Here is a 15,255-nt window from a genome sequence, read left to right as displayed (position 1 = left end):
TACTTTTTGTTTTGGGGAAATCAAATGAGCAATGAGACCTTATATAGCGCAGTTAGGGACACTTTAGAAAACTGTTTGGGGCAGAAGGGGAATTTTGACTTTAGCTCTATTTTAGGATCTGAATCGAATAAATGTGCTGAATTACTATCAGTATTTCTACAAGTTAAGGTGACCCTTCAAGATCTACAATCTTGTTCCTCAGTGAGTTGTTTAGTGGAGCGTTTGATTGATAGAACCCCAAAATTGCGTGATATGAGTTTTGTCCCTGCGACACCCGGGCAAAAAGGCATTTGGTTACTGGATCAAACGTTGAAGCAACCTGAAAGCTATAATGTGCCTTTACTCATGGAAGTGGATACTGCTTTAAATTGGCAGTTTGTTAGGATGGCAGTTGCGAAGGTTGCAGAAATCACACCAGCCCTATGTACTCATTTCTCTTTCAACCAAAATCGACTTTATCAAGTGATTAGTAAAGAGGGGAACATCAATATTACCCGTAAGCGCTTGGCAAAAGGAGAATGCCCCGAACAAATCATTAAACAAATGGCTCGTAAGCACTTTGACTTATCAGAAGGCGGGTTGTCCGATATTTGTCTAATAACAGATGACTCTAATCGCAGTTGGTTGGCATGTTGTTTCCATCATATTATCGTCGATGCTCCTTCTGTACGCATAACCTTAAGTCAGTTGCTTAATTTTTATTCCAACCTCACAGAAGGGCTGCCTTTACCTTCTAAGAAGGTTGGCGCAACCTATACTGATTTCACTCAATGGCAAAGCTCGCTACTTGCACGGCCCGAATCCGCCAGTATGAAAGAATATTGGAAGGAGGTTCTTAGTCCTCGGCTATCTATGATTGATTTACCTGCTGATCATTCTAGAAAGTACATTAATGGTGTAACGGCTGGATATTGCCATGTTGATATAACGCGTGATGATGAACTGAAAATTTATGCGCAAGCACGGCAGTTAGCGATGACACCATTTATGTATATGGCAATGTGCTGGCAGTTCTTGTTGCATCGATTATCCGGCCAAAGGGATATTATAATCGGCATTCCATTCACACTTAGAGAGCACAGTGAATTTGAAGAAACAGTCGGATACTTTATCAATACCCTGCCATTTAGAACGTATATAGACTCAGATGCGAGTGTTAATGATCTAGCCGTAGCGGTTCGAAATAGATTTATCGAAGCTCATGTGAATAAGCATTTCCCATTCGGGGATATTGTCGCAAGTACAGGTCAAAGTTATGGGCAGGGGAATCCGATTTTTCAAACATTGCTTGTGATACCGGATACTAAGGACGATATCTTCACCCATCTTCCATTCGCAGTAAAACTGACAGAATACTACAGCCAAGCAGCCAAATATGATTTGACGCTATTTATAGACACGGCTTCCAGTCATCGGTTGGTCATGGAGTATAACGCAGAGTTATTCGAAGAAAAGACGATCAACTATTGGTTACAGTTGTTTCGACACATAGCGTTGATGATGGGGGAGTGTGATACGACCCGATTGGGAGAAATAGAGATACTGACGCACGAAGAGCAGGTAAATATTGTTAATCGATCCAGTACATCTATTACTGAAGATTATTATCAGTGCTTTGTTAGTGAAATCCGAAAATTTGCATCAGAGCATCCAAATGCTACCGCACTAGTTTCCCGAAAAGGTGATTGGACATACGGATGGTTAGAGAATCGCGCTAACCAAATTGCAGAGTACATGTATAACAATTTTAAGATTGGAGCCGGTACTCGTGTAGGGTTGCTGTTAAATCGCAATGAAGATTCTATCGTTTCTTTGCTGGCGGTTTTAAAAACAGGCGCATCTTATGTTCCTGTCGATCCTAGTTATCCGCGAGAGCGAATTGACTATATGCTAAATGATGCGGCGGTCGATTATATTATTACCACAAGTGACTTTGTATCATCTTTACCGGTGGATATTCATAAATTACTGTTGAATGAAGTTGAGTTTAGCGCTCAAGTTGATTGGCAGCCAGTTCAACGAAAACCTGATGATGAGTTGTACGTCATTTATACCTCTGGTTCCACAGGGCAACCAAAAGGCGTCCGGCTTCTCAATAAAACCCTTTCTAATCTACTTGCGTGGCAAAAGGAAATAACGGTATGTCGAGAAGGGGCGTACACGTTGCATTATATGTCATTGTCCTTTGATGTGTCTGTGCAGGAAATTTTTGGTACTTTGTGTACAGGAGGGAAGCTGTATATTTCAGATGAAGAGGAGCGCAAAGATCTTCATCATCTTCAAGGTGTGATTGAGGCTCGCGGAATACAACGTGCGTACTTCCCTTACGTTGCTTTACAACATTTGGCTCAATTGAGTGTAATGAACAATGCGACGTTATTAACACTAGAAGAAGTGTATTCTACTGGTGAACAGTTGGTTCTTACTTCGAGTATTAAACATATGTTTAAGGATGGTAGACGGCTGATTAATTTGTATGGGCCTTCTGAGAGCCATGTTTGTTCAGCGTATGTGATGCCTTCGGATGTATCAACTTGGGGCGATGCCGCATCGATAGGTTACCCTTTACCCGGTTTTAGCCTACTTGCATTGGATGAAAGAAGACAATTAGTACCCGCTGGCGTTGCAGGTGAGCTTTGGATTGTCAGTGATTTCCTGTCTCCGGGATATCATAACAAAGGCCAAGAAACAAACTCGAGGTTTTTGGCCAGTGAATGGCCGGAAGCAGTAAGCCAACAATCTTATAAATCGGGCGATCTGGTTAAATTAGAGTGCAATGATACATTTACGTATCTTGGCCGTATGGATAACCAACTGAAAATTCGCGGCTTCCGAATCGAGCCATCGGAGGTAGAGGCTGCTATTAACGCACTCGAAGGTGTAAAGGTGTCGGCGGTAATAGGTAAAGAGATGTCAGCGGGTAATAGACAATTAGTTGCCTTTATTGCTGGTGGCAACACGTTGGATCAGTCAAAGATACTGGTGCAGTTGCGGGAACACTTACCTGATTACATGATACCGAGTGAATTGGTGATCCTAAATGATTTGCCGACAACACCCAGTGGAAAGATTGACCGTAAAGCACTCCATCACATAGATATACAACAAGTAGACAATGAAAGTTGTGACGAAGAGGAACTGAACTCAATAGAGCGCGAAGTTAGGGATTTATGGCAAAGAGCGTTTCCAAATAGAGTGATAAAAGTGACGGACGATTTTTTCACCATTGGTGGACACTCATTGCTGGCGACTCAATTGGTGTACTTGTTGCGCCAACAATTCAAAGTCGACTTTCCACTGAAGTTATTATTTAACAACCCTACGTTACGTGATATGTCCACCGTTGTAGAAAAATACCTCAGCAAAAAGGATCATTCTAGTTCTGAAATAGAGAAAGTATTTGTTAAAGATGCCGCTATAGAGCACGACTGGCGTTATGCACAAAAATTAAGAATGGCAACAGGAGATGATATATTATTAACTGGCGCCACAGGTTTTCTGGGTATCTATTTGCTACGTTTGTTATCGAATCAAGTAAATGGGAAAGTTGTATGTCTAGTCAGGGCAGATGATCCTCAATCAGGCCTTAATCGATTAATTAAAAACGCATGTGAGTACGGCATTGAGAACGATATAGATTTTTCTCGTGTTGCCATCGTTGTGGGTGATGTTGCTAGCGAAAACCTTGGGCTAGATGAGCAAGATTACAGGCGCTTATCTGGAACAGTGTCTACAGTGTATCATGCTGCTGCCCATATCAATTTTGTGTTGCCGTACAGTTCAGTTAAAGGTGCAAACGTCGATGGTACAGTCAATATTATTAATTTTTGTTGCCATCAAATGCGCAAAAAATTGGAGTATATTTCGACAATTGCCGTTTTTTCCCCTAAATACCCCAAGCAGCCAATTACCGAGAGTAGTATACCGGATTATCCGCAATCTTTGTCGATAGGTTATACACAAAGTAAGTGGGTAGCTGAACAATATGTTCATCAAGCGCGTAAGCAGGGCGTGAATATTAACGTCTATAGAATAGGCCGCATATCCGGTGACAGCATAACTGGCGCATGTCAGGAAGATGATTTCCTGTGGCGTCAAATCAAAAGTTTTATCCAGATGGGGGTAGCACCATTTGCTGAAACTCTTGCTACCGATCTCCTCCCGGTTGATTTTGTGGGTAAAGCTATCGTCGCGTTATCGTTGTCTAATACAGATTCACAAAAAAATTATCATTTATTTCATCCTAAAGGAACGGATTTCATCCCAGTCTACAAAGCTATAGAAAGTACTGGGCATTCAATTGAAACTATGTCTGAGGAAACTTGGCTAGAGAAACTCGAACAAATGGTAGTTGATGGATATGATGTGGCTCTTGGATCACTTATTCATTTATACAAGGAGGAGGCTTTGAATATCGGTGATTGTACATATAATAATGAGATAACTATTAATGCAATTAAGGCATCTGGATTCGATTTCCCTAATATTAATGTTAATACATTTACCAGAATGATCTCCTATTTTATGGAGAACAAAGTGCCATTTAAAGCAAAGGTAAAATAAATAATAAGGAGACATAATGTTAAAAGTTGTATTTGATAATTATATCGAAGCCGTTATTGAAAAGTCACCTTCAAAGCTTGCTTCATTATTCTGTGATGATGGTATTTTAAAGTTACCATTTAGAACAAATCGACCTATAATTGAGGGTAAATCCAAGATTCTCGAACATTACTTAGCGAGTTTTGGTCAGGCACCACTGGTATTTACTTCGATTAAAGATGTAGAAATATATGATATTTCTGAGCGTGACACGTTTATTGTCGAATACCGTCTAAACGGAAAAACATTGCCGCACAAGAAGGATTTTTATTGCCTATATATAAATGTATTTAAGATTGAAAATGGAAAAATTAAAGAGTTACACGATTACGAGGATGTGTTAAATAGAGAGTCTATACTTTCCAATCATTAAATTATTACATAACTATACCCACATTACAGAGGGTAATAATCCATGTGATGTGGGTGGTTGTTTTATTTTTAACTTTATCATATATTATTCAGTCATTTTATTTCAATTGTTATTTTAAAACTTATTATTACTTTTTTATGGTATAATTACGAGATTATTATATTATGATGTTACTGTTGTATATAAATTATAAGACAATATTGAGAAAGTTATAATGAAAAAAGATAATCAATTATGTAATGAAAATTGCAATACAAACAGAGGCGATAGTGAGACAGATAGCGCAACAGTGACGCCATTCGAAAGCGCATTAGGTAAGCTCCAATGTGTTCTTGTTGCCAGACGAACAGCGACTAACCCGGAAGGTGTCTCGTGGGCTCAATACGATACCCTGCATTTTTTGCGACAATTTCAACCTATGATCCCAAGTATGATTGGTGAAAAACTCGGGTTTACTCGATCAAAAATGTCCAAAATACTCCGCTCGCTCAAAGAAAAGGAATTAATTGAACAAGAATCTGGTGAAAATGACAAAAGAGAACTCGTGACACGTTTAAGTCATAAAGGGTTGATGTTTTTGCAAAGAGCTGAACTTAGTCGCCATAATATGGCAGATATTGTTGCTTCTAGCATGTCACAAGGGGAAATCGCAATATTCACAGAATTGTGTAATCGAGCCGCCGATCTGTTATATAAGGAAACGCCTGTGAGGAATGATGGTTGATTATGTTTGAATTAAGAGTATTTCATCATTACGAGAGGCATGACGCGAATGCGTTGTCATTATTTGCTCAGTAACTGTAGGTGCTGAATGAATATCAGCACCACAAAAGAAGATGTTTTTTTAAGAAGATTTAAGCGCTTCTACACGCGCTTTATTATAGGTAAGGAAACCTGAAATTACCGCCAATAGTAATGCTGTAGAGGCGAGCAGGCCGCCCACTAAATTGAGTGAAGCGTAACCATAATTAGAGGCGATAACAACTCCGCCCAACCATGCACCAACTGCATTGCCTAAATTAAAAAATCCAATATTGACTGAGGAAACGAGATTAGGCGCACCGGCTTCTTGGGCTTTATCCATCACCAGACGCTGGATTGGCGATACTGTAGCAAAGCCAAACGCCGCCATCAGAAATATACTTAAGCAGGCAATGAATGGATTGTCGCCATAAAGCCAGAAAATAAATAAAACCAAGGCTTGTAACCCCAGTGTCCAATATAATAATGGCATCATCGCTTTGTCCGCGAGTTTTCCCCCGACGATATTGCCAAAGAAAAATCCCAGCCCCAAGACGACAAGAATCCATGTGATTGCGCTTTCTGAAAAACCTGCAATATGGGTCATCAACGGCGCGATATAAGTAATAGCAGTAAAGAATGCAGCAGGGCCTAAAACTGTGATCCCCATCGCCAGCAGAACATGGATATTTGTAAAGGCCAGTAATTCCTTTTTGATACTGGTAGGCGTTTGTTGAAGGAATTTAGGTAATAATCTTAAAATACCGAGTAATGCGATAATGCCGATAAAGGTAATAATGGCAAAAGTGACACGCCATGAAATAACTTTTCCTATCCATGTACCAAGCGGTATACCAATAAGATTGGCAAGCGTCATCCCACTGAACATAAATGCGATAGCGCTTGTCTTCTTATTTTCCGGCACCAGTTCTGCCGCAATAATAGCGCCTATTCCCATAAAAGCGCCGTGGGTAAGAGATGTTACTATGCGACCAACAATTGCCAGATAGAATGTGGGAGCTAAAGCAGTCAAAGCATTTCCAATAATAAATAACATCATTAATATGGCGAGCATCTTTTTTCTTTCTACCTGTCTCCCCAATATAATCAAAACGGGCGCACCAACAAATACACCAAGGGCATAACTGGTTGCCATATACCCCGCCATAGGTATTGAAATATTAAACTCGGTTGCAATTTCAGGAAGTAATCCGGCGATAATGAACTCGGTTGTAGCAATTCCAAATGTTGCTATGGCTAGAGCCCAAATAGCTGCAGGCATAGGTGAAACTCCTAATGAGTGATGAATAATGGGATTATTGTTGAAACATTCTGTCGTTATCTTTGGATGCTGTCTCTGTAGTAATATATTCCTGCGGCATCTCATTTGGAAGTAATTATAAATCAGTTAGATCAATACAAACTGGTGACAGGTTCCCAAAAATGTGAAGATAACGGACAAAAAAGCCCATTTTTTCTGGAAAGTGTTTTGCCCAAAAGCAATCGCTTTTGAGCACATTAATTAGATGATAAGGGCAATCATCCTCCATTTCCTTGCTGATACGCCAGCGCCACCGTTAATGACTGCACCAGACACAAAGTCGCTGACTGAGAGCGGAATGCATCCACCTGTGCTTCCTTCACCACAAAGCAGATATCGCTGAAACTGGCCAGTGGGCTGATTTGGCTATCAGTAATCACAATCTGCTTCGCCCCCGCCCGTGCGGCCCTTTCACTGACCATCACCGTTTCTTCGGCATACGGCGTAAAGCTGATTGACACCACAACATCATCAGAACCAATCCTATTCATCTGTTCGCGAAACATTCCGCCCAGACCATCCACCAGCAAAGGGCGGCACTCCAAATGACTGAGGGCATAAGTGAGATACGATGCCACGCTGAAAGAGCGACGCAGCCCAATAATGTAGATATGGTGGGCGCCGGCCAGTAAATCCACTGCCTTGTTTAAGTCTTCCGCTGGTGTACGAGCAGCGAGTTGCTGCATCGCCTGTGCATTGGAATTGGCGAATTCCTGCAAAATATGCTGCGGATCTTCCGGTATCTGCTGATCGCCATCCAACTCCTTAAATAACCGCGCCCGATCCGTATAACTGGCGGTTTCTTCAACCAGATTCATACGAAATAATTGTTTCATCTCATTGAAGCCGCTGAAATCAAAGGCATTAGCGAAACGAATGAGTGTAGAAGGCGGAACATTGGCCTCTTTTGCGATAACCGCCACCGTATCAAATGCGACACTATTAGTATTATCCAGTACATATCTTGCAACTTGCTGTAACCGTTTACTTAACTCACCATAACGCGAGCGAACTTGTTCTTGCAGCTCATTCAGGTTCGACGCAGCAGACATAATGCCTCCATAATAAATTGTAATGAAATGGATAATTCATTCATCAGACAAGCCTGCTGAAGATGATCGCAAGTTATCACTTTCTGATGAATGTAATTGCATAAAAATAGCGTGTTGATCACATTAATTAAAGTGCATTTCAATTTTTATTGAAAATGAAACGTATATTTCATATATCTGTAGCATATTGACTCAATTTGTGAATGGCAATGATGGTGTGCGTCTGGAACATCACGACAGCAGCTTTGTCATGCCAACGATGGAGTAACCCATGAATACAGCGGCAATCAATACAAAGAAAATGACCATGGCGCAGGCTTTGGTCAAATTTCTCAATCAGCAATATATTGACGTAGATGGGGAAGAATATCCTTTTATCCGTGGCGTTTTTACAATATTTGGTCACGGTAATGTCGTGGGATTGGGGCAGGCGCTGGAACAGGAACCCGGTCATCTCCGTGTCTATCAAGGATGTAATGAGCAGGGGATGGCGCATATTGCTACTGGTTTTGCCAAGCAGAAAAAACGCCGGCAGATTTTTGCCGTCACATCTTCTGTGGGGCCAGGGGCTGCCAACATGGTGACTGCCGCCGCAACAGCGACAGCTAACCGCATTCCATTACTGTTATTACCGGGAGATACCTTCGCCTGTCGTCAGCCCGATCCGGTTTTGCAGCAGGTTGAACAGTATGGTGATGGCACGATCAGTACCAATGATTGTCTCCGTCCTGTTTCCCGTTATTGGGATCGTATTTCCAGACCTGAGCAATTGATGAGCGCCATGATCCACGCGATGCGGGTATTGACCGATCCCGCCGATACGGGCGCAGTCACGATCTGCTTACCACAGGATGTTCAGGGCGAAGTGTGGAATTATCCCCATTACTTCTTCCAGAAACGGGTACATCGTCTTGAACGCCGCCCCGCCTCTTTGCCAAGTATTCAGGATGCGCTGGAACTGATTCAGCGCAAGAAAAAGCCGCTGTTAATTTGTGGCGGTGGTGTGCGTTATTCCGAAGCGCATGACGCTTTTCGCCAGTTTGCTGAAATATTCAATATTCCATTTGCTGAAACGCAGGCAGGGAAAAGTGTGATTGTGGCGGCTCATCCATTAAATTGCGGTGGTATTGGTACGACGGGCTGTCTGGCCGCAAACCTGCTGGCTAAGGAAGCGGATTTAATTATTGGTGTTGGAACACGTTTTACCGATTTCACCACGGCATCAAAATCCCTGTTCCAGAACCCAGAAGTGGAATTCCTTACCATCAATGTGGCGGAATTTGACGCCTGTAAACTGGATGCTGTCGGTGTCGTCGCAGATGCCAGAGAAGGACTGAATGTCATCGTGCAGTCATTGGCAAAAACAGCATGGCGTTCGGGCTGGCAGCAGGAAATTTCGCAGGCGAAAGCAGCTTGGCAACAAGAGCTGGAGCGGTTGTTTGCCATTCAGTATCAGGCCGGAGATAAACCAGAAATCGCGGGTCATTTAGATGACAAACTAGGCGAATACAGTGAAACGCTGCAAACCAACCTGACTCAGACGCGGGTACTCGGCCTGATGGCTCGCTATTTGGAGCCGAACGCGATCATTGTGGGAGCGGCAGGCTCCCTGCCGGGGGATTTACAGCGCGTATGGCAGCCAAAAGAGCCTGATACTTATCACCTTGAGTATGGCTATTCCTGTATGGGGTATGAAATAGCGGCCTCGCTGGGAGCAAAACTTGCCTGTCCGGATCAACCAGTTTACGCGATGGTAGGGGATGGTTCTTACCTGATGCTGCATAGTGAATTACAAACGGCGATTCAGGAAAACATCAAGATCACGGTTCTGTTGTTTGATAATGCCGGGTTCGGTTGCATCAATAATTTGCAGATGAGTCAAGGCATGGGTAGTTTCGCTACGGAAAACCGTTATCGCAATCAGCAGAGTGGGCGGCTGGATGGGGGGCTGGTGCAGGTGGATTTTGCCAAGAATGCGGAAAGTTATGGCTGCAAGAGTTATCGGGTGCATGATGAGCAACAATTAATTACCGCTTTGCTGGATGCCCAAACACAGCCGTGCGCGACTTTAATTGATATTAAAGTGCTGCCAAAAACCATGACCCATGATTATGAATCATGGTGGAGAACAGGGACAGCCCAGATCGCGGATAACCCAGCGATTACACAGGCGGCGGAAAACATCAGGGAATATGTGGAGAAAAAGACGCGCCAATATTAATTGCTAAAATCTGAGTTATCCTATTTTAATGTTGGATATGGAATTTTTATTTCATATCCCGCAATGTTATTACTCTCCAATTCCATCTACTTCTTTCAAAAAATAACACACAGGTTTGCATACTACATTACTTTATGTTTTTAAAGGTTATTTTTCCATTTATCAAAAGTGATTACTCTATCTTTCGTGACAGGTATGACACTAAATTCATTTTTTTCATCACAAAATGCTAACCATCTCTAAAAAATAAAATTTTCAAAGATTAAAAAATTGAAATAAATATTTTGCTTGATATATTTTTATCCATACCAGAAACAGATACCGAAGTACCAAGGAGCATCCATGTTCAATATTGCATTATTTGGCGCTGGGCGGATTGGGCAGGTTCATGCGGTTAACATTGCCAATCATAAAGAAACTCACCTTTATTCCGTGGTTGATCTCCATCGGGCAAGTGCTGAAATGTTGGCACAGAAATATCAGGCAAAAATACAGACCATCAAAGAAGCGATGTCCGACCCTGATGTTGATGGTGTCCTTATTGCATCAGCAACGCATACCCACGCCGATCTGATCGAGTTTGCCGCCCGGCACAATAAAACGATTTTCTGTGAAAAACCGGTTCATCTTGACCTTGAGCGAGTTCGTCAGTGCCTTGCCACGGTAAAAGAGTGTCAGGTTCCTTTGTTTGTCGGCTTTAATCGTCGCTACGATCCCCAGTTTCGGCGGCTGAAAACCCTGTTTAATGCAGGCATGATCGGTAAAGCGGAATCCCTGCTAATCACTTCGCGCGATCCGTCCCCTCCGCCAGTTGAATATGTTCGGGTGTCTGGGGGCATGTTCCGAGATATGACCATCCATGATTTTGACATGGCTCGTTTTATCATTGGTGAAGAGCCTTGCGCTATTTATGCACAAGGCAGCAATCTTGTTGATCTTGCGATTGGGCAGGCAGGCGATATTGATACCGCGTTTATTGTTATGAAGTTTCCGTCCGGGGCAATGGCAACCATCACCAATAGCCGCCGTTCGGGATATGGTTATGACCAACGTCTGGAATTGCATGGTGAGAAAGGTTTGTTAACTGTTGGTAATATTAAAGAAAACAGCGTTGAACTCTGGGGTGAAGAAGGGTGTCTTGCCGCTAAACCTGAGCACTTTTTCCTGCAACGTTATCGTGAGGCCTATATTGCGGAATGGAATCACTTTGTCGATGTCATGGCAGGTAGAGCGATACCTGAAACCAACGGCATTGACGGTGAACAGGCTCTGTATCTTGCAGACAAAGCGCTTGAATCTCTGCTATCCGGCCAAGAAATCAAACTATAGCTGTAGGGTTTGATAACGATAAAAGTATTGCTGCCTGAGGATAGTCAATCAGGGGGGAGGATCAGATGTTAGCTTTTCTTTCTTTTATTGGGTTTACCCTGCTAGTAGCAGGGACTGCCTATTATAAAACGCGAAATAAACACTTAATTGATTCTACCGAAGGTTATTTTCTTGGCGGGCGTTCTCTGACCGGAATTTATATTGGTAGCTCCATGCTATTAATGAATTTATCTACAGAGCATTTGGTCGGCTTGAACGGGCTGGCATTCAGAACCGGATTTATCGTTATGGCCTGGGAAGTCATCGCGGCATTGACCATCGTGCTGTTTGCCGTCTATTTCCTGCCAAAATATCTGAAATTGGGTATTTCGACGATCCCTGAATATTTAGAACGTCGGTTTGATAAAAACACCCTGCTGATTACCTCGATTTTATTTCTGGCGATGTACGTAATTTCGTTATTACCCATCGTGTTATATACCGGAGCAATTGCACTGGAAAGTCTGTTTCAGGTGTCTCAGGTACTTAAGGTCGATAGAACTACTGCGTTATGGATTATGGTCTGGGGCGTCGGTGGGCTTGGCGCAGTTTATGCTATCTTCGGGGGGATTAAGGCTATTGCCGTTGCTGATACTGTTAATGGCGTTGGGCTGATTGTTGGCGGATTAATGGTCACGGTTTTTGCCTTGTTGTATGTCGGGGATGGCAACGCGTGGAAAGGTTTGACTGATGTTTATCAGGCACATCCTGATAAATTCAATTCGATTGGCAGTGAAGATTCGCTGGTTCCATTCTCTACGCTATTTACAGGGCTGATTGTCTCCAACATGTTCTTTTGGTGTACCAACCAATCCATCGTGCAGAAATCACTGGGTGCCAAGAATCTGGCAGAAGGGCAAAAAGGTGTGATGCTGTGTGCCTTATTTAAGCTCATCATTCCCTCCATTATTATTCTACCGGGGATTATCGCATTCCATATTTTCAGTGGGCAAATAGATAATCCAGACAACGCTTATCCTGCACTGGTGCAATTGGTACTGCCAAAAATTCTGGTTGGCTTCTTTGCTGCGGTCGTTGTGGGAGCGGTATTTTCCACATTCAGCGGTGGGCTGAACTCTTCCGTGACTCTGTTTATTGTCAATATCTACAAACCGCGAATTAACCCGAACGCGACTGAAGCACAGACTGTGGCGGTCGGCAAATATCTGGGAATTGGGCTGGCGCTGGCAACCATGATCATTGCGCCACTTGTTGCCAACGCGCCGGATGGTTTGTTCTACCTGATTCAGCAGCTACAGGGTATTTTTAACGCCCCGATCCTGAGCGTCGTACTGGTCGGGTTAATGACAAAACGTGTTCCACCGATTGCAGCAAAACTGGGGCTGTTGTTTGGCGTGTCGGCTTATATCATCTGTAACTTTATCCTGCACATCAATATTCATTTCTTCCATTTGGTCGGCATTTTATTCGTACTGAATATTATCTTTATGCTGACTATCGGTTATTTCTTCCCGGCTGAAACTTATCAGGAAGTGTATACAAAGCAGGTCGATATTACGCCGTGGTCGATGGTAAAACCGACGGGATGGTTAATCACATTGGCTGCCATTTCCATGTACGTTTTCCTCGCACATAACGTACCTGTATATGTAATGGTGCTCTACTATGTATTTGCCGCAGGTGTTCTGGGCTATGTCCTCTATCAAATAGGCCGTGTACTGTTTAAACGGCCTGTCGCGGCGAAGGCGCCATACCGTATTCGGTAAGAGGTGGAACAATGGATCAGTATAAAAAGTTTGATGTTATCTGCATGGGGCGAATCGCCGTTGATCTGTATGGTCAGCAAATTGGTGCCCGTCTGGAAGACATGGGGAGTTTTTCTAAATACCTTGGCGGCTCTTCGGGTAATGTCGCTTATGGCACTGCGCGTCAGGGACTGAAATCTTCTATGCTGGCAAGGGTCGGTGATGAACACATGGGGCGTTTTCTGCGTGAAGAGTTGCAGCGGGTTGGCTGTGATACCAGCCACTTGATCACCGATAAAGAACGGCTGACGGCGCTGGTATTGCTCGGCATTAAAGATAACGAAACTTTCCCGTTGATCTTTTACCGTGATAATTGTGCAGATATGGCTATCACCCGTAATGATTTCAGCGAAGACTATATTGCATCTGCCCGTTGTCTGGCGATTACAGGAACTCATCTTTCCCATCCACAAACCCGTGATGCCGTGCTGACAGCGTTGCAATATGCCCGCCGTAATGGAGTAAAAACCGCCATTGATATCGATTATCGTCCGGTATTGTGGGGGCTGACGTCACTTGGCGATGGTGAAACCCGTTATATCGCATCAGAGCAGGTGACAGCACAATTGCAGGAAGTCCTCCCCCAATTTGATCTAATCGTTGGTACGGAGGAAGAGTTTCATATTGCGGGTGGCTCCACAGATACCGTTGAAGCTCTGCGTTGTGTTCGGGCATTGACTGAGGCGACTCTCGTCTGCAAACGGGGCGCATTGGGATGCTCTGTATTCAACGCAAGTATTCCCGATACACTGGATGAGGGGATTACCATACAGGGCGTCAGAGTGGAAGTTCTCAACGTTCTGGGGGCGGGTGATGCTTTTATGTCTGGCTTACTGCGTGGCTATCTGAATAACGAAAGCTGGGAACAGGCCTGTATTTATGCCAATGCCTGCGGCGCACTGGTGGTTTCCCGTCATGGCTGCGCGCCAGCTATGCCAGATAAAATTGAACTGGATAATTACCTTGCTCGGGCTGAGGATGTGCTGCGCCCGGATTTGGATGTTCACCTTAACCATTTGCACCGCATTAGCCGCCGTCACAAACAGTGGGAAGAATTGTGTGTTATGGCGTTTGATCACCGTATCCAGTTTGTTGAAATGGCGCGTAAGGTTAACGCCAGTCTCGAACGCATCCCGCAACTGAAAAAACTGTTATTCCGTGCGAGCCAGGAAGTGATCGCGGAAGCCCATCTTGAAGGGCAGGCCGGAATATTATGTGACAGCACCTTCGGGCAGGATGTGCTCAATTCCGCGACAGGAAAAGGGTTATGGATTGGGCGTCCGATTGAATTACCCGGCTCTCGTCCACTGTGTTTAGAACACGGTGACATTGGCTCTCAGCTTGTTGGTTGGCCACTGGAGCATATTGTGAAATGTCTGGTGTTCTTCCATCCTGAAGACAGCCCTCTTTTACGTCTGGAGCAGGAAAGAACCGTGCAGGAAGTGTACGCCGCCTGCTGCCAATCGGGTCATGAATTGTTGCTGGAAGTGATTTTGCCATCCGATATGACACATTCTGATGAATTTTACCTGCGCGCCCTCCAGCGTTTCTACAATCTTGGCATCAAGCCGGACTGGTGGAAATTACCGCCAATGCAATCAGCAACGTGGGATCAGATTGAAGCCTTGATTGCACAACGTGATCGCTATTGCCGTGGTGTTGTGATCCTTGGCCTTGATGCATCAGAAGCGATCTTGAAAGCGAGTTTCAATGCTGCGGCAGGTAAACCTATCGTCAAAGGTTTTGCTGTCGGGCGTACTCTATTCGGTCAACCCTCATTGAAATGGCTGGCTGGCGAAATCGATGATCAA

Annotated in this window: 9 protein-coding genes; 7 read left to right on the top strand and 2 right to left on the bottom strand. The window is 43.8% G+C overall.

Translation table 11 applies throughout. The annotated features are described in order from the left end of the window. The first annotated feature begins 24 nt into the window (after positions 1 to 24). From PSI22_RS10250 to PSI22_RS10240, 3 genes are all read left to right on the top strand, one after another. Complete coding sequence (locus PSI22_RS10250; RefSeq protein WP_273579658.1) at positions 25 to 4,563, top strand: non-ribosomal peptide synthetase family protein; 4,539 nt, start codon at positions 25 to 27, stop codon at positions 4,561 to 4,563. Positions 4,564 to 4,579: 16 nt separating this feature from the next. Further along, on the top strand, positions 4,580 to 4,975 hold the full coding sequence (locus PSI22_RS10245) for a nuclear transport factor 2 family protein (protein WP_273579657.1): 396 nt from the start codon (positions 4,580 to 4,582) through the stop codon (positions 4,973 to 4,975). 214 nt (positions 4,976 to 5,189) lie between these two features. Then, positions 5,190 to 5,699 carry a MarR family winged helix-turn-helix transcriptional regulator gene (locus PSI22_RS10240; RefSeq protein ID WP_273579656.1) on the top strand — a complete coding sequence of 170 codons (510 nt, stop codon included), beginning with the start codon at positions 5,190 to 5,192 and terminating at the stop codon, positions 5,697 to 5,699. 120 nt (positions 5,700 to 5,819) lie between these two features. Here PSI22_RS10240 and PSI22_RS10235 read toward each other — a convergent pair whose 3' ends face one another. Both PSI22_RS10235 and PSI22_RS10230 read right to left on the bottom strand, forming a co-directional pair. After that, positions 5,820 to 6,998, bottom strand: coding sequence for an MFS transporter (locus PSI22_RS10235; RefSeq protein WP_273579655.1), 1,179 nt, complete (start codon positions 6,996 to 6,998; stop codon positions 5,820 to 5,822). A gap of 257 nt (positions 6,999 to 7,255) precedes the next feature. Further along, the gene (locus PSI22_RS10230; RefSeq protein ID WP_273579654.1) at positions 7,256 to 8,089 is read right to left on the bottom strand and encodes a MurR/RpiR family transcriptional regulator; all 834 of its coding nucleotides are present in this window, start codon (positions 8,087 to 8,089) and stop codon (positions 7,256 to 7,258) included. Positions 8,090 to 8,375: 286 nt separating this feature from the next. Here PSI22_RS10230 and iolD point away from each other — a divergent pair, with 286 nt between their 5' ends. The 4 genes from iolD to PSI22_RS10210 all read left to right on the top strand — a co-directional run. Beyond that, the gene (gene iolD, locus PSI22_RS10225; protein WP_273579700.1) at positions 8,376 to 10,310 is read left to right on the top strand and encodes a 3D-(3,5/4)-trihydroxycyclohexane-1,2-dione acylhydrolase (decyclizing); all 1,935 of its coding nucleotides are present in this window, start codon (positions 8,376 to 8,378) and stop codon (positions 10,308 to 10,310) included. A 342-nt stretch (positions 10,311 to 10,652) separates the two neighbouring features. After that, a complete protein-coding gene (iolG, locus tag PSI22_RS10220; RefSeq protein ID WP_273579653.1) occupies positions 10,653 to 11,639 on the top strand; it encodes an inositol 2-dehydrogenase in 987 nt (328 codons plus the stop codon). 65 nt (positions 11,640 to 11,704) lie between these two features. Next, positions 11,705 to 13,405 (top strand): solute:sodium symporter family transporter, encoded by a 1,701-nt coding sequence (locus PSI22_RS10215; RefSeq protein ID WP_273579652.1) that lies wholly within the window; start codon positions 11,705 to 11,707, stop codon positions 13,403 to 13,405. 11 nt (positions 13,406 to 13,416) lie between these two features. Beyond that, the coding region (locus PSI22_RS10210; RefSeq protein ID WP_273579651.1) for a bifunctional 5-dehydro-2-deoxygluconokinase/5-dehydro-2-deoxyphosphogluconate aldolase at positions 13,417 to 15,255 on the top strand (1,839 nt) is incomplete at its 3' end.

This window comes from Xenorhabdus aichiensis (assembly GCF_028598775.1).
GTDB classification, from domain to species: domain Bacteria; phylum Pseudomonadota; class Gammaproteobacteria; order Enterobacterales; family Enterobacteriaceae; genus Xenorhabdus; species Xenorhabdus bovienii.
This window is presented reverse-complemented; position numbering and strand designations above follow the sequence as displayed.